Origin of the sequence: Actinomadura nitritigenes (assembly GCF_017573545.1) — a bacterium.
In the GTDB taxonomy this organism is placed as follows: domain Bacteria; phylum Actinomycetota; class Actinomycetes; order Streptosporangiales; family Streptosporangiaceae; genus Spirillospora; species Spirillospora nitritigenes.
The window spans coordinates 60,073-78,670 of record NZ_JAGEOK010000042.1 but is presented as its reverse complement, the minus strand read 5'-3'; the positions used below and the strand labels follow the sequence as shown (position 1 = coordinate 78,670).

Here is an 18,598-nt window from a genome sequence, read left to right as displayed (position 1 = left end):
CGCCCAGCTCAAGTCATGGCGAATCCTACGGAAGCTGCGCTGCTGCCCCCACCGCGCCGGCCGCATCGCCAAGGCCATCCATACCCTGCAACTCCGCGAAACCGCAGCACGCTGAAAAAGGCTCAGTGTCCTGAGGTTCCATGAACGCAATTCTTGAAATCGTGACCAGATTCGGCGTGGTCTTGGAGACCTACGGCGCGGTCGGTTTCACTGCCTGGCCTATCGCCCCGCCGTCCAGCTATCTGACCCCTCGAAGCGAACAAGATCGCACGAGATGCGAAGCGCTGGAGTGAGGCCAGTCTGGCTGGTCTAGGCGGGGCGGAGGTTGGGGGTGTTGGTTGTTCTCTGGGCGATGAGGTGGTCGGTGATTACTGCCTGGAGTTCGGCGATCTTGGCTTTGGCCTCGGCCAGTTCCTTCTCTGCGTCTGGAGTGGGCGGCGGGCCGGTGGGGGTTGTGCGGATCTTGGCTAGGGCTTCAAGGGCGGTTTCGTCGGCGGTGGGGAGGGTGTGGAGGTAGCGCTCGGTCGTGGAGATCTTGCGGTGGCCGAGGCGTTCTTTGACGACCTGGAGGTCGGCGCCGCCGGCGAGGAGCCAGGAGGCGTGGGCATGGCGGAGGTCGTGGATGCGGGGCGACCAGCCGAGGTCGGCGGCGGATCGGGCGGGGTGCCAGCAGTGGTTGCGGAACCAACTGGCGGAGATGTGCGGGTCGTCGTCGATGACGCGGGGCTTGCGGGGGTTGTCCTTGCCCTGGGCGCGGCGCTCGGCGCGATAGGCGGCGTAGGCGGCTCGGCAGTGGCGGCACTTGCATTTGCCGATGTTGTAGCCCGTGGTCGTGCCGTGGGTGTAGGTGCGGCCGTTCGGTGCTTTGAAGGTGAGTGTGTCGGGGTCTAGGAGTTCGAGCTTGGGCGGCTCGTTTCGGCGGCGGCTGAAGAACAGGTCGTCCGGGGCGAGGTTGTTGGCTTCTGCGTGGGCTTTCAGCTTGGCGACGATCTGGGGACTGAGCTTGAAGCGGCGCCAGCGCTTGCCCTTGGGGTAGTCCTTCACCAGGAAGCGGCGGCCTTCGGGGTGGAACTTGGGGACAAGCTCGACGACAGAGCGGCTGACGGTGAGGATGCCGGTGGCGAAGTCGAGGTCCTTCACGCGGAGTTCGGTCAGCTCGCCCCAGCGGAGGCCGCTTTCTATGTCGGTCTCGACGAGGAGTTGGGCGGTCGCGTCCGGGAGAGCCTCGTAGATGCGGGCGAACTGCTCGGCGGTGATGATCTGGCGTGGCTTCTCGGGGACGGGGTCGGTCTTCACCCCGCGGCTGGGGTGGTAGACGAGCACGCCGTCGTTGACCGCTGTCGTGAAGATGGCGTTGAGGATCGCGGTCTTGCAGTACTTGATGCTGTAGGCCGAGGCGCCCTGCTTCTTGCGGTGGGTGATCCACTCGCGGACGGTCTCTGAGGTGATGTCCTGCAGCTTCATGTCGCCGAAGTACGGCATCACGTGGGCGGCGAGCGCGTAGGCGTAGTCCTGGCGGGTCGATGCCTCGATGCGGTGGTTCGGGAACCAGCGTTCCTCGACGTAGGTGCGGAAGGTCTGCCGGGCGCGGCGGGGGTCGCCTGCTTTGCCCTCGGCGATGCGTGTCTCGGCTCGTTGCCAGGCTCGGTCGGCCTCCTTGCGTGTCGCGAAGGTGCCGGCCGTCTGGCGGACGCCCCGGGCGTCGTCGTAGAGCGCTTGGTATCGGGTTCCGTTCGGACCCTTGCGCTTGCGTGTGAAACCCATGATCCCCCGAAGATCATTTGTCACTCATTTGTCACTGGATCATGGAAATCCGAGCGACATCGACGAGCACAGGATGGCAGACGAAACAGCCTCTGACCTGCAGTTTAGTGGGTCAGTGGCGATCTTCGGCGGAGGTGATCTAGCCGCTTCCAAACTGGCTACGCGGGTTCGATTCCCGTCGCCCGCTCCCACTGAGAAGGCCCAGGTAGGAGCCCTGTTTTCCCACCTGGGCCTCGCTTTTCCTCAAGATCACTTCGGCTTCCGTGCCCGTTGCGTGCCCGATCGTTTCGGGCTGCCCTTGTCACCCTTGTCACTGGCCCGAGCGATCTTGAACGCCTCCCCGAGCGCCGCCGCGATCGCCTTGTCCCGATCCTGACTGGCGTGCTGGTCAAGGGGCGGCGGCGCGGGGCCGCTGGCGCGGCCCCGCGCCGGGCCGCGTATCGCGACGCGTCCGCCGACCTCACCTCGTCCGGTCGCCATGGGTGCCGCGCCGCCGCCTCAGCCGTCCTCCTGCTCCACCAGGATGTCCGGCGCCGCCAGCGCCGCCACCGCCACGCAGGTTGGCCTCGGTTGCGGCTATTCGGACGGCATCCAGCACGCCCGCAAGCCGGGCCATCGCCTGGCCCTTGCCGAGGGTTTCTGCGACGCGCGGCGGCACAGGTGCAGTCGGCCCGGGCGCCGCCCGTCGGACGGTGTGCAACCGCCCGGCAGTTCGGCGTGCTGCATTGGCCTGAGCGAGGCGTTGCTGGCAAGTCGGTGCTCGGCGGCCGATTCGATGGGATTGGCGAGGTTGGCGATGTAGTTGCGCTTCCCTAGGGCCAGGAACCTGGTTACCTCGGAGAAGGTGACGGTGCCGATCGGCTGGGCGGATCTTGGTCGGCGGGTGCGACATCGGTCGCCCTCGCGGTCGTGACGGCGTCCCTGATGGGTCGCCTCATACCTGACCCAGGCGCATTGAGTGGTTGGTGAATGAGCGTGGTGGTGGTCCGGACGTCGGGGGGCGGCCGGTAGTGGCCTGGCAGTGGTGGGCGGGGGTCGTTACGGTACGGGCGTGGATCGACGCGTGTTCGGCATCTGGACCGCGGTCGTGTCGCTGCTCGCGCTGGTGGACGCGCTGGGGTGGTGGAAGAACTACGCGGACGGGGCGCACAGCGTCGGGCTGGGCCTCGCGCAGACCATGGCGTCCTCGCTGACGTGGATCCCGGTGAACATCAGCGTGTACCTGCTCACCATGTGGTTCCCGGTCAGGCGTCCCCACATGGTGCGCGCGGTCCTGGTCCACGTGGCGGGCTACCTGGTCGCGCTCTGCTGGCTCAGCGGACGGATGTTCCTGTTCGATCCGGTGCTGCACTGGCTGCCTCCCGCGCAGGGGTTCGGCGATGAGTACCTCCGCAACCTCGGGGCCTATCTGGCGATGTACTTCGAGTGGGTCGGAGTGGCCCACGGGGTCTACTACTTCGTCCAGCACCGGCGGCGGCGCGAGCAGCTGGCGCGGGCCCGCGAGCAGCTGACCCGGGCCGAGCTGCAGGCGCTGCGGGCGCAGGTGCGGCCGCACTTCCTGTTCAACGCGATGAACACCATCGCCTCGTTCGTCCATGACGACCCGCTGCGCGCGGAGGAGATGGTCGTGCGGCTGAGCGCCCTGCTGCGACGGTCGCTGGAGCATGACGGCTCGCTGGAGGTGACGTTGCGCGAGGACCTGGAGGTCCTGTCCGCCTACGTGGACATCGAGCAGGCCCGGTTCGAGGACCGGCTCGCGGTGGACTGGCGGCTCCACCCCGGAGCGCTGGACGCGCTGGTCCCGCCGCTGCTGCTGCAGCCGCTGGTGGAGAACGCGGTCCGGCACGGGATCTCCCCCCGCGACGCGCCGGGCACGGTGACCATCACGGCCCGGCCGGAGGGATCCTGGCTGCGGCTGGTCGTCGCGGACGACGGTGTCGGGCTGCCGCCCGGCACGCCGCACACGGGGATCGGGCTGGCCAACGCCCGCGCCCGGCTCGTCCAGATGTACGGCGCGGAGCACCGGTTCAGCGTCGAGCCGCAGCCCGGCGGTGGCGTCGCCGCGACCGTACGGCTGCCGCTGCGGACGGCGCGGACATGATCAAGGCTTTGATCGTCGACGACGAGCCCCGGCCCGGCGGCGGCTCCAGCGCATGCTGGCCGCCCACGAGGACGTCGACCTGCTCGCCGGGTGCGGCTCGCCCGCCACGGCGATCGCCGCCCTCCACCGGCACCGGCCCGACCTGGTCTTCCTCGACATCCAGCTCCCCGAGGGCGACGGGTTCGGCATCCTCGACGCGATCTGGGGCCGGCACGACCCGGCCGTCGTGTTCGTGACGGCCTACAGCGAGCACGCCGTCCGCGCCTTCGAGGTCGACGCGGTCGACTACCTGCTCAAGCCGTACAGCCGGGACCGGCTCGACCTGGCGCTCGACCGCGTCCGCGACCGGCTGGCCCGGCGGACCGCCGCCCCGGCGCTGAACCGGCTGCCCGTCGAGATCGGCGGGCGGATCCGGCTGCTGGACCTGGACTCGATCGACTACATCCGGGCCGAGGACGGCTACCTGCGCATCCGCGCCGGCACCCGCTCGCACCTGGTCCGCGGCACCCTGGCCAAGCTCCAGGAGCGGCTCGGCTCCGCGGAGTTCCTGCGGATCCACCGCTCGGTCATCGTCCGGATCGACCGGATCCGCGAGCTGGAGATCCTCGGCCACGGGGAGATGCGGCTGACCTTGTGCTCCGGCGACACCGTCATCTCCGGCCGCGCCTACCGGGAGCAGGTGCGGGCCGCGCTCGGCCTGCCGACCTGACCGCCGCTCCCGTTCGCCCCTCCGCCGCTCCCGTTCGCCGCGCGGACCCGGCCGCCGCCCCGGGACCGCTCCTAGGGTGGGCGCGTCCCGCCACCCGAAAGAGCCGTGGCCGGCATCCGTCCTCGGGGGCATGGGTGCCGGTCCTTCCCCACCGCGTGGGAGTTCGCGATGAGAAATGTCCGCCGTACCCTCGCCGTCCTCGGCTGCGGCCTCGCCGTCGCGGCGCCGGCGCCCGCCGCGCACGCCACCGCCCGAGGGCCGCGCGCGCCGCACGCCACCGCCCGGGGGCTGCACGCCCCGCACCCGTGCCGCGACGACGACGGCGCCGTGCAGCCGGGCTTCACCTGCTGGACGCTGACCGTCCCGCTCGACCATTCCGGCCGCACGCCCGGCACGCTCGACCTCCAGGTCGGCGCCGCCGACGGCCCGGCCAAGCCCAAGGGCACGCTGCTGTTCCTCACCGGCGGCCCCGGCCAGGAGGGCGTCGCCCTGCTCCGGCGCATCGCCGGGCGCATGCCCGAGGTGTTCGCGCAGTACCGCCTCGTCATGCTCGACCAGCGCGGCACCGGCCCGCTCGGCGCCATCGACTGCCCGAAGATGCAGGCCCAGGTCAGCGGCTCCGACAGCGCCCCGGCCACCCCCGACGCGGTGGACGAGTGCAGCCGCCTGCTCGGCGACCGGGCGCGCTTCTACGGCACCGACCAGAGCGTCGGCGACTTCGAAAACCTCCGGCGCGCGCTCGGCGTGGACACCATGGCCGTGGACGGCGTGTCGTACGGCTCCTTCACCGCCGCCCGGTACGCCATCGCCCATCCCCGGCACGTGTCCCGGCTGGTCATGGACTCGGTCGTCCCGCACCACTGGACGGTCGACGGGGACCTGAACCTGGTCGGGCTCACGGCCCAGCCCAGGGTGCTCCGGGACGCCTGCAAGGCCGCGCCCGCCTGCGGTTTCGACCCGGCGCAGGACCTCGCCACGCTCGTCCGGCGGCGCACCCCGGCCGGCGGGCTGGCCCTGTTCGGCGACGTCGTGGGCTACGAGTTCCTCGACCCGACCTACCGCGACCCGGACCCGATCCCCGGCAGCGGCCTGCCGGGCGACATCATCGGCGCGATGCACGAGGCCGTCGCCGGCGACACCCGCCGGCTGGACGCCATCGAGGCCGTGTTCACTCCGGCCGACGGCACGCCCGCGAGCCAGCTGAGCGCGGGCCTGCACGCGGCCACCATCTGCGACGACCTGCGCTTCCCGTGGGGCACCTCGGCCACCCCGACCCGGCTCCGCCGCCCGTTCCTCGACCGCACCGCGCGCACCCTGCCCGCATCGGCCACCTGGCCGTACAGCCCGGCGGTCGCGCTCGCCCAGAGCAGCGTCCAGACCTGCCTGCGCTGGCCGGCCGAGCCCCCGAACTCCAATCCCGCCGGCCGGCTGCCCGACCTGCCCACGCTGATCCTCACCGGCGACCGCGACCTCAGCACCCCGCTGGAGTGGGCCGAACAGGAACGCGCCGTCAGCCCCGCCGGCACCCGCTTCGTGGTCGTCAAGGGCGCCGCCCACTCCATCCAGAACCGCGAACCCGGCCACACCGGCCGCGACGCCCTGACCAGGTTCCTGCTGGGCTGACCGGGCGGCCCCGCAGCGATCCCGCCAGCCGCCGGTGTGCCTGAACGGGCGCACCGGCGGTTCGTCGGTGCGCCCGTTCGAAGGCTTGGAGTTCGGCGATCCTTCGCTCTGTCCGGGGTGGGGTGCGGCGGGGGTCAGAGGGTGCGGGCTTGGGCCGCCGCCATCGCGATCGCCTTGGTGAGGTTCTCCGGGTGGCGGCCGCCCGCGTTCGCCAGGGCGCCCTTGCCGCCCGCGCCGCCGCCGACCTCGCGCGCCGCGTCGGTGAGCAGGTCGCGCGCGCGGACGCCGGAGCGGGGGCCGGCCGCCGCGACCAGCTGCGCCTTGCCGCCGGACGCGGTGCCGAGGACGGCCAGGCCGCGCCCGTCACCGGAGGCGACGATCGCGGACGCGAGGGTGCGCAGGTCCGCGGCGGTCGCGTCGTCGACCCGCTCCGCGACGAGCCAGCCGGACGGCACCGGTTCGGCGCGGGACGCCAGGCGTTCGGCGAGCGCGTCCAGTTCGGCGCGGCGGAGGGCGTCGAGTTCGCGCCGCGTCTCGGCGAGCAGGTCGAGGCGCTGCCGCAGCCGGTCGGGCGCCTGGTCGGGCGGGACGTTCAGCAGCGCGGCGAGTTCGGCCAGCAGCGCCCGCTCGTGGTCGAAGTGGCGGAGCGCGTCGGGTCCGGTGAGCGCCTCGATGCGGCGCAGGCCGGTGCCGATGGACGACTCGCCGAGGATGTGCACCGGCCCCGCCTGGGACCCGTGCCCGACGTGGGTGCCGCCGCACAGCTCGCGGGACGCGTCGCCGATGTCCACGATGCGGACGTCGTCGCCGTACTTCTCGCCGAACAGCGCGACCGCGCCCGCCGCCTCCGCGTCGGCGCGGGACGCCTCCCACACGTGCACGTCGGGATCGTCCGCCAGGTACTCGTTGACGAGCGTCTGGACGGTGCCGATCTCGGGCACGGGGGAGAAGTGCGCGAAGTCGAACCGCAGGCGGCCGGGTTCGACGCGGGATCCGCGCTGCGCCGCGTGGTCGCCGAGGACGCGGCGGAGCATCGCGTGCAGGACGTGCGTGGCGCTGTGCGACCGCGCGGTCGCCGCGCGCCGGTCCGCGTCCACGGCCGCCTCCGCCTCGTCGCCCGGACGGACCTCTCCGTCCACGATCCGGACGGCGTGCACGTGCAGGCCGTCGATGCCGGGGCGGGTGTCCACGACCTCCAGGACGGCGCCGGGCGTGCGGATCGTGCCGGTGTCGCCGACCTGCCCGCCGCCCTCCGCGTAGAACGGGCTGCGCGCGAGGACCACCTCGAGTTCGTCGCCCTCGGACGCGACCGGGGCGGTGCCCGTCCCGTCGAGGAGCGCGACGACCCGCGTCCCGGCGGTGGTGGAGGAGTAGCCGACGAAGTCGGTGCGGCCGTGCTCGGCGACGATCCGCCGGTAGAGGTCGCGCCGCGCGACCGCGTCGCCCTTGCGGTCCCGTCCCGCCTGGTGCGCCTGCCGCCGCTGCTCGTCCAGCAGTTCCGCGAACGCGTCCTCGTCGACGGTGAGCCCCGCGGACCGCGCCGCGTCGAGGGTCAGGTCGATCGGGAAGCCGTAGGTGTCGTGCAGTTCGAACGCGGTCTGCCCGGAGAGGGTGGTGTCCGCCCGGGAGATCGCGGACTCCAGCAGCCGGGTGCCCTGCCGCAGCGTCCGCTCGAACCCGTCCTCCTCCGCCGCGACGACCCGCTCGATCAGCTCCGACTGCCGCTCCAGCTCCGGCCACGCTCCGCCGAGGTTGCCGACGACGCTGCCCGTCACCGGCGCCAGCACGGGCTCGTCGATGCCGAGCCGGCGCGCGTGCCGGACCGCGCGGCGCATCAGGCGGCGCAGCACGTAGCCGCGCCCGTCGCGCGCGGGCAGCACGCCGTCCGCGATGAGGAACGCGATGGACCGCGCGTGCTCGGTGACGACGCGGAACGACATGGAGTCCTCGCTGCCGTCGCGTCCGGGATAGGGGCGTCCCGCGAGTTCCTGGACGAGCCGGAGCGTCGGCGCGAGCAGATCGGTCTCGCAGACGGTGTCCACGTCCTGCAGGACCGCCGCGAGACGGTCCAGGCCGAGTCCCGTGTCGATGTTCTTCGCGGGCAGTTCCCCGAGGATGGGGTAATCGCCCTTACCGGTCCCTTCGCCGCGCAGGTTCTGCATGAACACGAGGTTCCAGAGTTCCTGGTAGCGCTCGCCGTCCACCGCGGGCCCGCCCTCGCGGCCGAACGCGGGGCCGCGGTCGTAGTGGAGTTCGGAGGACGGCCCGCAGGGGCCCGGCGTCCCCATCGACCAGTAGTTGTCCTCCATTCCGAGCCGCTGGATGCGCTCGGACGGGACGCCGACCCGGCGCCAGATGTCCTCCGCCTCCGCGTCGTCGAGGTAGACGGTGACCCAGATCCGTTCCGGGTCGAGGCCGTAGTGGCGCGTGAACAGCTCCCACGCCCAGGAGACGGCCTCCGCCTTGAAGTAGTCGCCGAACGAGAAGTTGCCGAGCATCTCGAAGAACGTCGAGTGCCGGGTCGTCCGGCCGACGTTCTCGATGTCGGACGTCCGCGCGCATTTCTGCACGGACATCGCGCGGGGATGCTCGGGCTCGGTCTCGCCGAGGAAGTAGGGCTTGAACTGGTTCATGCCCGCGTTCGTCAGCAGCAGCGTGGGATCCGGCGGGATCAGCGGGCTGGACGGGACGACGCGGTGGTCGCGTTCCCGGAAGAAGTCCAGGAAGGTGGAGCGGATCTCAGAAGAGCGCATGGGACGGCCTCACGAGGTCGATGGGATGACGGCGCACACCGCCGAGCCGGGCCGGGCACGACTGCTCGTTCCCCAGCTCGGCGCGGCTAGCTCGCCGCCCCACCTCGTGAAAGACCATCGGACGCTTTCCCGTTCGCCGATACTTGCCTGCAACGCTAACCGAGCCAACCCCCGCCCCGCGAGACAAATTCCCTCGCCTCGCCCCCTGCGGCCCTCATACGGTCTCCTCGTGTACGTGTACACGGGCCCGCCCGAACTCCTCGCTCACGTGCGCCCCGACGTGATGGGCGCGCCCATCACGTCGTCCGCCGACATCGAGGGCCTGGCGCCGGACGACGAGCCGTTCACCTACATCGTCGACCTCGAGGGGACGCTCCGGGTCGCGCCGCGCCGCAGCGAGCACGTCGCGTGTGCCGGCGGACGTCCCGTGCTCGCGGCCGGTGAGATCGCCTTCGAGCGCGTCCACGGCGAGTGGGTCGTCACCGAGGTCAGCAACCAGTCGACCGGCTACTGCCCCGGCCCGGCTTCATGGCCGGAGGTCGCCGGCGCTCTGGACCGTGCGGGGATCGCGCGTCCGGACGGCTTCACCGCGGCGTTCGTCTTCCGGCGTTGCGGCGGCTGCGGGGAGCTCAACGTGGTGAAGGACGAGCATTACGTCTGCGTGTTCTGCGAGGGCGGGCTCAGCGGGATCTGAGGGCTTCGGTCTCGGCGGTGCGGGCGTCGTAGGCGGCGCGGGCGGCGTCGATCTCGGCGAGGTGCCCCTCGGCCCAGGACACCATGGTGATGGCCGCGTCCAGGAGCGTCGCGCCCATCGGGGTGAGGGCGTAGTCGACGCGGGGCGGCACCACCGGGTAGACGGTCCGGGCGACGATGCCGTCGCGCTCCAGGCCGCGCAGCGTGACGGTCAGCATCCGCTGGCTGATGCCCTCGATCTCGCGCTTGAGCTCGGTGAAGCGGAGGGTCCGCTCGCCGAGCACGGCGATCACCTGGAGCGACCACTTGTCGCCGATCCGCTCCAGGATCTCGCGGCCCCGGCAGCCGGCGGCGGTGTGCTCGTTGACGTTCATGGTTATCTCCAGGGAACCGAGGCAGAAAAAAGTGCCTTCTTGTGCGGCCGGCGCGGACATCCGCACCATGGGAGGCGGTTCCTGAAAGGAACCGCCTTACTGGTCATAACCAAGGAGACACGATGACCGCGGAACTTGTCGAGATCCCGGACTACGTCGCCGGAACCTGGACGATCGACCCCCTCCACTCCGGGGTCGGCTTCACGATCCGGCACCTGATGGTGAGCAGGGTGCGGGGCCGCTTCGGCGCGTTCGAGGGGACGGTCGTGACCGGCGACGACCCGCTGCGGTCGGAGGTGACCGCGACGATCGACCTGGCGTCGATCGACACCGGCAACGCGCAGCGCGACGAGCACGTCCGGTCCGCCGACTTCCTGGACGTCGAGAAGTATCCCGAGATGACGTTCCGCTCCACCGGGGTGCGCGCCGCCGGCGACGGCTTCCTGCTGGACGGCGAGCTGTCGCTGCACGGCGTGACGAAGCCGGTCACGCTGGAGCTGGTGGTCGAGGGGTTCGGGCCGGACGTGTTCCGGCAGGACGACCCGTTCAAGGGCGCCCGCGCCGGGTTCACTGCGACCGGCGAGATCAGCCGGCTGGAGTTCGGCGTCGGCGACGCCGCGACCGTGCCGGGCGGCAAGCTCGGGTTGAGCGACAAGGTGGAGATCGTCCTGGAGATCGAGGCGGTGCTGCGGACGGAGTGAGCCCCGGGCCGGGTGGCCTGGGCGGCGTGCCGAACGCGCTGTTAACCGTCCGTTCCCCGCCGGTTCGCCGCCGCGCGGGCGCGGCGCCCCATGATCGGAGGGGACAGGACGGAGGGCGCGGATGCCGAACGGGACGTCCGGGGCACGCCCCCGCCGTTCCACCGCACCGGCCCCGGACGGCGCCGCCCCGGTGGAGCGGCGGGGGCGGCTGGCGGCGCCGTGGATCGTCGGCGGGCTGACCGCGGTGATCACGGCGGTGACGACGTCGCTGGACGCGTTCAGCCTGCCCGCCCCCGTGCAGGCCGCCGTCACGGCCGGGGTCGCGGTGCTGGCCGGCGTCGCGGCGTGGGGCGCGCAGCAGGCGGAGCGGGCCGCCCCGCCGGAGCGTGCCGCGGGCGCGGTGACGCCGGCGCAGCTGCCGCCGGTGATCGCGCACTTCACCGGGCGGGACGCGTCGCTGGCCGAGCTGCGCCGGACCGTCGCCGCCGGGTCCGGGTCGCCGGCGTCGCCGCTGGTGGTGTCGCTGCACGGGCCGGCGGGCGTCGGCAAGTCGGTGCTCGCGGCCCGGTTCGCGCACGAGATCGCCGACGGGTACCCGGACGGCGCCCTGTACTTCGATCTGCGCGGCGCGGGCGGGGCGCCGGTGCCGCCCGAGGAGGTGCTGCTCGGGTTCCTCCAGGCGCTGGGGGTGCGGCTGGCGACGGACCCGGGCGGGCTGCCCGAGCTGCAGAAGCTGTGGTGGACGTGGACGCGCGGGCGCCGGCTGCTGGTGCTGCTGGACAACGCGCACGACGCCGGGCAGGTGCGGGCGCTGCTGCCGCCGGGCGGCGGCTGCGCGGTGCTGGTGACGTCGCGGCAGTCGCTCGGCCTGCTGAACGACCTCGATCGGCGGCTGTCGGAGTTCACCGCCGGGCACGCGGTGGAGCTGCTCGGCCGGCTCGCGGGCCGAGACCGGGTCGGCGCGGACCCGGACGCCGCGGCGGAGATCGCGGAGCTGTGCGGGCGGCTGCCGCTGGCGGTCGGGATCTGCGGCGGGCGGCTCGCGGCGCGCGAGTCGTGGACGCCGCGCGTGCTGGCCGACCGGCTGCGGGACGAGCGGCGCCGGCTCGGCGAGCTGGAGCACGGCATCGACAACGGCGTCCGGGCGAGCCTGGCGCTGAGCTACGACGACTGCAGCCCGACGCAGCGGCGGCTGCTGCGCACGCTCGGCGTCCAGGCGGCGCCGGACGTGCAGGCGTGGGCGGCGGGCGCGCTGCTCGGGGTGTCGGACCTGGAGGGCGAGGACCTGCTGGAGGCCCTCGTGGACGCCCAGCTCGCGGAGTGCTCGGGGACGGACGCGACGGGCCGGATGCGGTACCGGCTGCACGACCTCGTCCGGCTGTACGCGCTGGAGCGGGCCGAGGGCGAGGACGCCGAGGACGAGCGGGACGCGGCGGTCGAGCGGCTGCTGGACGGGTACCGGGAGCGGGCGGAGCGGGTCGCGGCGAGCCGGTGGCCGCAGGACTGGCACCGGGGCTCCGGGCAGGTGCCCGACCTCGGGTTCTCGGCGGTCGACTGGCTGACGAGCGAGCGTCCGGCGGTGCTGGCGCTGCTCGGGCAGGGCGCGGAGCGCGAGATGTGGACGCTGGTGTGGCGGCTGGGGCGGGCGGCGTGCTCGCTGTTCCACTCGCTGCGCGTGTTCTGGCCGGAGTGGAAGGCGGCGGCCGATCTGACCTGCACGGCCGCCGGCCATCTGGACGACCGTTCGCTCGGCATCGCGCTGCTGGAGCGGTCGTCGGTGCGCGGCAACCAGGGGCAGATCGACCTGGCGCACGAGGACGCGGCGGAGGCGCTCCGCATCTTCACCGGCAACCGGGAGATGTGGTGGCGGGCGCGTGCGCTGAGGTCCACGGGCATGTGCCTGCGGGACGCGGGCAACCTCGACGAGGGGCAGCGCTACCTCACCGAGGCCATCGACGCGTTCGAGGCGGAGGGCGACGCGTGGTGGCAGGCGCGGACGCGCCGCAACCTCGCCGAGCTGCGGCTCGCGCAGCGGCGCTATGAGGAGGCCCGCGAACTGCTGGAGAGCGCGCTCGCGGTGTTCCAGCGGAGCGGCAACCGGTACTCGGAGGCGCAGACGCTGCGCGCGCTCGGGGAGGTGCTGGCGTCGGAGGCCCGCGCCTTGCGCGCGTCGGGCGACGACGCGGCGGCCGAGGTCAAGTACAGCCTGGCCGCGCCCGCGCTGGAGCGCGCGGCCGAGGCGTTCCGGCTGCGCGGCGAGCAGTGGGAGGAGGCCCGCTGCCTGCGCGCCGCGGGCGAGGTCGGCGATCCCCGCAACGGCCTGCGCGAACTGGCGTTCGTGCGGACCGCGGAACGGGTGCTCGCCGACCTCGGCGACACCTGGGGCGTCGCGCGCACCCGCGTGTCGGAGGCCAACGCGCTGGCCCGGCTCGGCCGGCACGGGGAGGCCGCCGACACGGTCCGGCGGGCCGTCGCGGAGTTCGACGGGCTGGGCGACCGCTGGTGGCAGGCGCGCGGGCGCCGGACGCTCGCCGAGATCCTGCTGGACGCGGGCGACCGCGCGGCGGCGCGGCGGCCCGCCCGCGAGGCCCTCGACCTGTACCGCAGCCTGGGGAACGCGGCGGGGGAGAGCCGGGCCCGCGCCGTCCTCGCCCGGACCGAGCCGCCGGAGCCCCGGCGCGCGGGCCCCGAGCCGACGGGACCCGCCCCGACGAGGCCCGCGCCGACGGAGCCCGGACCCGCCCGGGGCGAGCCGCCGGGGGACTAGCGCCGGCGTCCGGGAGACTGGGACCGTGGAACTGCGGCGGCTCAGGTACTTCGTCGCGGTCGCGGAGGAGGCGAACCTCACCCGCGCCGCCGAACGGCTCGGGCTGCGCTCGCCGTCGCTCAGCCAGCAGATCCGCGGCCTCGAACGGGAGCTCGGCGCCGCGCTGTTCGACCGGACGGCCGCCGGAATGGAGCTGACCCCGGCCGGGGCCGCGCTGCTGCCGGAGGCGCGGGCGGCGCTGGCCGCCGCCGAGCGGGGCGCGCGGGCCGTGGCGGCCGCGGCGTCCGGCACCCGGACCCTGGTCGTCGGCGTGCCGCCCGGCATCCCGCCCGACCTGCCCGGACGGCTCGGCGCGGCGGCGCGGGACGCCCGGGTCCGGCCGGTGTACGAGGACGCCGCGACCGACCGCCAGCTCGCCGCGCTCCGCCGCCGCGAGCTGGACCTCGCCGTGGTGACGCTGCCCGCCGACCTCGCCGGGCTGGCGTCCGAGACCGTCCACGACGAGCCGCTCGGCGTCCTGATGGCGGACGGGCACCGGCTCGCCGCGCGGGAGGCGGTCGCGTGGCGCGACCTCGCGGGGGAGCAGCTGCTGTGGTTCGACCGCGGCCTCGCATCCGGATACCACGACGCGGTGCTCGACGCGTGCCGCACCGCGGGCTGGGACCCGGAGACCCGCGTCTCGACGGCGCGGCGCGCGGTCGCCCGCGCCGAGCTGACCTCGGGGGAGCCGGTCGTCGCGCTCCGTCCCGCGTGGGCGGCGGAACCCGGGCTCGTGTGGCGGCCGATCGCCGGGGACGCGCCGCGCCTGAGGTTCGCGCTCGCCTGGCGCCGTGACGCGGGTCACGCGTCCGCCGAGGCGATCGCCCGCCGTCTGCGGCGTTAGGCGGGGCCTCACCCGCCCTAGGCGCCGCCTCGTGGACGGGACGGCGCCGCGCGGCGTTCACTGCCGGCATGTTCCTGTTGCTGCTGCACTACGACGACGGCGTCCTCGACGAGCTGGACGCGCTGATCCCCGAGCACTACGAATACGTCGACCGGCACATGAGGGCCGGGACGTTCCTGCTCACCGCCCGCCGGGACCCGCGCGTCGGCGGGGTGGTCCTCGCGTCCGGCACGGACCGCGCGCGCATCGAGGAGATCATCGCCGAGGATCCGTTCCTGCGCACCGGACGCGTCCGCTACGAGGTCATCGCGATCGAGGCGACGCGCTCGGCGCTCGCCGGCATCACGGTGTGAGCAGGCCGGGCAGCTCGTCCAGGGACGTGATGCGCGGTACGTCCAGGTCGTCCGGGACGGGTTCGGCGGAGCGGTCGAGCCACACGCCCGCCAGCCCGGCGGACGCCGCGCCCCGCGCGTCGATGTCCAGCCGGTCGCCGACGTAGACGACGTCGCGGGCGGGCAGGCCGAGCCCGGCGCACGCGACGCGGAAGATCTCCGGATGCGGCTTGGCCGCGCCGGTCTCGCCGGAGGTCACCAGGTACGTCAGCCGCTCCGCCAGCCCGATCCGCTCGATCTTCGCGCGCTGCTGCCGGGCGTCCCCGTTGGTGATCACGCCGAGCCGCAGGCCGCGCTCCGCCAGCGCCGCCAGGGGACCGGGCGCGTCGGGGAACGGGCGCCACGCGGACGCGTACCGTTCGAGGTAGCCCCGGAGCCACGCGTCGGCGCGCGCGTCGTCCCAGTCGCCGAGCCCCAGCTCGCGGGCCAGCGGGACGATCCGGGCGCGCCGCTGCTCGGCGAACGTCAGCTCGCCGGCCAGGTACCGGTCGACCGAGGCCTCGGTGAGCTCCAGCCAGCGCCGGACGAGCCGGCCGGGGTCCTCGCCGGGGAACGCCGCGGTGATCGCGTCGGCCGCCGCGCCGGTGTGGTCGAGGAGCGTCCCGTCGAGATCGAACAGGACCGCCCGGGGCGCCGGCGGGACCGCCCGCGGCTCCGGGCCGCCGGTCATGTGAAGATCCCCGCCTCGGCGAGGGCGCGCGCGGTCTCCACGACGGACGCGCGCCGGCGCGCGAGCGCGGCCTCGTCGTCGTCCTCGTCCAGGACGAGCCGGCGCAGCTGCGGGACGGCGAAGTTCCACACGACGAGGCCGATGACGGTGAAGATCCGGTCCTGCACGACGCGCGTGCCCTCCTCGCCGGCCGGTGCCCGCACGACGCCGGCGGCATGGAAGTCGCGGACCCGGGCTCGGTAGTCCTCGCGGCGCTCCGGCAGGCCCTCGACCTCGCCGCCGCTCTCCAGCGCCTCCCACAGCAGCAGCCGGACCAGCTCCGGGTTCTGCCCGTACCAGTCGAACAGCCGGCCGACCGCTTCGGCGAAGTCGTCGGGCCGGAGGGCGGCGCCGTGGCAGACCTCGTCCACCTTGCACCGGACGACCTCGCCGAACAGCTTCTCCTTGCCGCCGAAGTAGAGGTAGATGGCCTGCTTGTTGGCGCGGGCCTTGAGCGCGATGCGCTCGATCCGGGCTCCCGCCAGCCCGTGCGCGGCGAACTCGGCCGTGGCGGCGTCGAAGATCCGCCTCCGGGTGGCCTCCGCGTCGTACGTCATGACCCGAATTAAACCATCCGGTTGACTTCGGTGGCTCGCTGGGCCAGGGTAAACCAACCGGATGTTTTATTTTGAGGAGACGTGATGACCATCACCGAGGCGCCCATCCCGGTCCGCTCGCCGCTGCCGCAGGCCCTCGCCGGGCAGACCGCCGTCATCATCGGCGGCAGCTCCGGCATCGGCCTGGCCGCCGGCGCGATGCTGGCCTCGCTCGGCGCACGGGTCGTGCTGACGGGCCGCGACAAGGCGCGGCTGGACGCGGCCGTCGAGCACGCCCGCGCGGCGGGCCCGGACGCCGAGGTCCTGGGCGTCGCGGGCGACGCCGCCGATGACACCGCGGTCGAGGAGACCTTCGAACGCGCCGGCACCGTCGACCACGTCCTGCTCACCGCCGGCGGCTCCCCGGGCGCCATGCCGATCAGCGAGGTCACGCGGGACGCCGCCCGCCAGGCGTTCGAGGGGCGGCTGTGGACCGCGCTCGCAGCCGCGCGGGCGGCCGTGCCGAGGATGAACGCGGGCGGGTCGATCACCCTGACGTCCGGCGGCCTGGTGGTCCGGCCGCGGCCCGGCATGACGCTGGTCTCGGCCGTCGGGGGCGTCGAGACGCTCACCCGCGCCCTGGCCGTCGAGCTGGCCCCGCGCCGGCTCCGCGCGAACACCGTCCGCTACGGGATGTTCGACACCCCGCTGGCGCGCGGCGCGATCGGCGCCGGCGCGGACGGGGCCGGGGACGAGGTCGTCGCGGAGGCGGGACGGGGGACCCCGCTCGGCCGCCTCGGGACCGCGGACGAGGCCGCGGCCGCCGTCCTGTTCCTCATGGCGAACCCGTACATGACGGGGGAGATCCTCACGATCGACGGCGGCCAGGCCCTCTAGGGAACGGCGTTCCCGCGGAGGGGGCGTTCCGGAAAACCGGTAGGTCCCGCGGTGGTCGGTTTGCGACCATCCGGAGGTGGACTTCGCCGGAGACTTCGAGACGCACGTGACCGTCCGCCCCGCGGCCGCCGGGCCGGTCGCGGGGTGGGCGGCGGCGCGCGGCCTGACGTTCGTCCACATCGTCCTGGAGCGCGGCCGGGTGGCGTCGCAGCCGATGCTGACGCTGCGCACCCGCGGCACGCTGGACGACGCCCTCGCCGATGCCGCCCGGACCGCCGCCGACCTGCGCGCGGACGGATTCGAGGTGGCGCGGGTGAAGGTCGAGGCGGCGCCGTGGAACGTGGGCGTCCCGGCCGACGACGCCGACGCGCTCGGCCCCGCGTACTACTTCGAGCACCACCTCAAGCTGCTGCTGGAGCCCGCATTCGACGCGGGCGCGCTGGCCCGCGCCGCGCGCCCGCACGCCGCGCACCTGTCCCGCAACGCCCGGCGCGTCCGCGCCGACGGGCGGCAGGAGCGGTTCGTCACGCAGCGCTGCCGGTGCGTGGGCTCCCGCACGGCGGCCCGCCGCCTGGACGCGCTGGCCGGCGCGCTGCGGGCGCGCGGCCACGAGATCGTCTCGGTGGAACGCGAGTTCGTCGTCCACGACGGTGACGCGTCGCTGGACGACGGCTGGATCGAGGAGTCCGAGCGGTTCGAGGAGTTCGAGAGGTTCGAGGAGGAGTCGCGATGACGGAGGACCCGCCGCTCCTGGGCATGGCGCCGCACGAGCCCACCCTGCAGGAGATCGCGCACGAGGGCGCGCTGGACCACGTCCTCGCGGCGATCTCCCGGTCGAGGTGGGGCGAGCATCTCGTGCTGCGCGGCAGCGCGCTGATGCGCGCCTGGTACGGGCGGGACGCCCGCATGCCGCACGACCTCGACTTCATCGTCGACTCCGAGGTGTGGAGGGACGACGAGTTCCAGACCGACGAGATCTTCGAGGACCTCTTCCTCGACGTCGAATACTCGCCCCGGACCGACCTCATGGACGGGCTGTGCTTCGTCCCCAGCCGGGTCGACCGGTCGTCGATCGGCGCCTACGGCACGCGGGAGACCATGGTCCGCGACCGGCCGGACGACCGGTGGGGCTTCCGCCTCACGCTGCCCTGGTACTGCGGCGGCGCGCGCGGGCAGGCGCAGGTCGACTTCGCGTTCGACGAGAAGCTGCACGCCCCGCCGTGCCGCACCGCCGTGCCCCGCCTGTCGGGGGACGCGCCGCTGTTCCTCAAGGCCGCGACGCCCGAGCAGTCGCTGTGCTGGAAGCTGCACTGGCTGTGGATCGACTCGCGTCCGCTGTGCAAGGACCTGTACGACGTGTGGCTGCTCAGGAACGTCCGGCCCTCGCCGTCGCTGCTGGACAGGACGACCGGCGTGGGCGACGCGGCGTCCCGCGTCGCCACCGACTGGCTCCAGGCCGACGTGCTCCGCTGGGGCCGGCTCGACTGGGACGGGTTCCGCGCCGAGTACCCGATGGTCCGCGGTACGGCACGGGACTACCGGAAGGCCATCGAGGACGACCTGGTGCGCCCCCTGCTCGACCCGGAGGCGCCGGGCGCGCCCGCGCGGCCCGCATGACGGCCCGGGTCACGGCTCGGGTGACGGCCCGCGTGACGGTGTGCGCCCGGCGCGAGGCCCCGGCCGATGGAAGGGCCCC

At 73.7% G+C, this 18,598-nt stretch carries 16 protein-coding genes and 1 pseudogene; 12 read left to right on the top strand and 5 right to left on the bottom strand.

Going from position 1 to position 18,598, the window contains the following annotated elements; translation table 11 throughout:
• A pseudogene (locus tag J4557_RS42540) lies at window positions 1-115 on the top strand (IS5/IS1182 family transposase); the annotation flags it as partial.
• 194 nt (window positions 116-309) lie between these two features.
• Here the strand turns inward: J4557_RS42540 and J4557_RS42535 are convergent.
• A complete protein-coding gene (locus J4557_RS42535; protein ID WP_208272511.1) occupies window positions 310-1,764 on the bottom strand; it encodes a tyrosine-type recombinase/integrase in 1,455 nt (484 codons plus the stop codon).
• Between the two features lie 1,051 nt (window positions 1,765-2,815).
• On the opposite strand from J4557_RS42535, the gene J4557_RS50330 reads away from it, so the two are divergent.
• The 3 genes from J4557_RS50330 (at window position 2,816) to J4557_RS42520 (ending at window position 6,197) form a co-directional block, all read left to right on the top strand.
• A complete protein-coding gene (locus J4557_RS50330) occupies window positions 2,816-3,865 on the top strand; it encodes a sensor histidine kinase (RefSeq protein ID WP_208272510.1) in 1,050 nt (349 codons plus the stop codon).
• A complete protein-coding gene (locus J4557_RS51980; protein WP_307800518.1) occupies window positions 3,816-4,574 on the top strand; it encodes a LytR/AlgR family response regulator transcription factor in 759 nt (252 codons plus the stop codon). Before J4557_RS50330 ends, J4557_RS51980 begins: the two co-directional genes overlap by 50 nt.
• 168 nt (window positions 4,575-4,742) lie before the next feature.
• On the top strand, window positions 4,743-6,197 hold the full coding sequence (locus tag J4557_RS42520) for an alpha/beta hydrolase (RefSeq protein WP_208272508.1): 1,455 nt from the start codon (window positions 4,743-4,745) through the stop codon (window positions 6,195-6,197).
• Window positions 6,198-6,331: 134 nt separating this feature from the next.
• Here the strand turns inward: J4557_RS42520 and alaS are convergent, their stop codons facing one another.
• Window positions 6,332-8,950 carry an alanine--tRNA ligase gene (alaS, locus tag J4557_RS42515; RefSeq protein WP_208272507.1) on the bottom strand — a complete coding sequence of 873 codons (2,619 nt, stop codon included), beginning with the start codon at window positions 8,948-8,950 and terminating at the stop codon, window positions 6,332-6,334.
• A 229-nt stretch (window positions 8,951-9,179) separates the two neighbouring features.
• Between alaS and J4557_RS42510 the strand changes: the two genes are divergently transcribed.
• A complete protein-coding gene (locus J4557_RS42510) occupies window positions 9,180-9,644 on the top strand; it encodes a hypothetical protein (RefSeq protein WP_307800517.1) in 465 nt (154 codons plus the stop codon).
• Here J4557_RS42510 and J4557_RS42505 read toward each other — a convergent pair.
• Complete coding sequence (locus J4557_RS42505) at window positions 9,631-10,017, bottom strand: winged helix-turn-helix transcriptional regulator (protein ID WP_208272506.1); 387 nt, start codon at window positions 10,015-10,017, stop codon at window positions 9,631-9,633. The genes J4557_RS42510 and J4557_RS42505 overlap by 14 nt on opposite strands.
• A 122-nt stretch (window positions 10,018-10,139) precedes the next feature.
• On the opposite strand from J4557_RS42505, the gene J4557_RS42500 reads away from it, so the two are divergent.
• From J4557_RS42500 to J4557_RS42485, 4 genes are all read left to right on the top strand, one after another.
• A complete protein-coding gene (locus tag J4557_RS42500; protein WP_208272505.1) occupies window positions 10,140-10,718 on the top strand; it encodes a YceI family protein in 579 nt (192 codons plus the stop codon).
• 121 nt (window positions 10,719-10,839) lie between these two features.
• Window positions 10,840-13,485 (top strand): ATP-binding protein, encoded by a 2,646-nt coding sequence (locus tag J4557_RS42495; protein WP_208272504.1) that lies wholly within the window; start codon window positions 10,840-10,842, stop codon window positions 13,483-13,485.
• A gap of 25 nt (window positions 13,486-13,510) precedes the next feature.
• The gene (locus tag J4557_RS42490) at window positions 13,511-14,368 is read left to right on the top strand and encodes a LysR substrate-binding domain-containing protein (RefSeq protein ID WP_208272503.1); all 858 of its coding nucleotides are present in this window, start codon (window positions 13,511-13,513) and stop codon (window positions 14,366-14,368) included.
• 68 nt (window positions 14,369-14,436) lie between these two features.
• Window positions 14,437-14,721: a YciI family protein gene (locus J4557_RS42485; RefSeq protein WP_208272502.1), complete on the top strand. Its 285-nt coding sequence runs from the start codon at window positions 14,437-14,439 to the stop codon at window positions 14,719-14,721.
• On the opposite strand, the gene J4557_RS42480 is transcribed toward J4557_RS42485, so the two are convergent.
• Window positions 14,711-15,430 (bottom strand): HAD family hydrolase, encoded by a 720-nt coding sequence (locus tag J4557_RS42480; protein ID WP_208272501.1) that lies wholly within the window; start codon window positions 15,428-15,430, stop codon window positions 14,711-14,713. The two genes, J4557_RS42485 and J4557_RS42480, sit on opposite strands and share 11 nt — an antisense overlap.
• Window positions 15,427-16,026, bottom strand: a complete 600-nt coding sequence (locus J4557_RS42475; protein ID WP_208272500.1) for a TetR/AcrR family transcriptional regulator — start codon at window positions 16,024-16,026, stop codon at window positions 15,427-15,429. Before J4557_RS42475 ends, J4557_RS42480 begins: the two co-directional genes overlap by 4 nt.
• Before the next feature lie 84 nt (window positions 16,027-16,110).
• Between J4557_RS42475 and J4557_RS42470 the strand changes: the two genes are divergently transcribed.
• From J4557_RS42470 to J4557_RS42460, 3 genes are all read left to right on the top strand, one after another.
• Window positions 16,111-16,902 (top strand): SDR family NAD(P)-dependent oxidoreductase, encoded by a 792-nt coding sequence (locus J4557_RS42470; RefSeq protein ID WP_208272499.1) that lies wholly within the window; start codon window positions 16,111-16,113, stop codon window positions 16,900-16,902.
• A gap of 76 nt (window positions 16,903-16,978) precedes the next feature.
• Complete coding sequence (locus J4557_RS42465) at window positions 16,979-17,635, top strand: hypothetical protein (protein WP_208272498.1); 657 nt, start codon at window positions 16,979-16,981, stop codon at window positions 17,633-17,635.
• On the top strand, window positions 17,632-18,519 hold the full coding sequence (locus tag J4557_RS42460) for a nucleotidyl transferase AbiEii/AbiGii toxin family protein (protein WP_208272497.1): 888 nt from the start codon (window positions 17,632-17,634) through the stop codon (window positions 18,517-18,519). The genes J4557_RS42465 and J4557_RS42460 overlap by 4 nt, the downstream gene beginning before the upstream one ends.
• Window positions 18,520-18,598 lie beyond the last annotated feature (79 nt).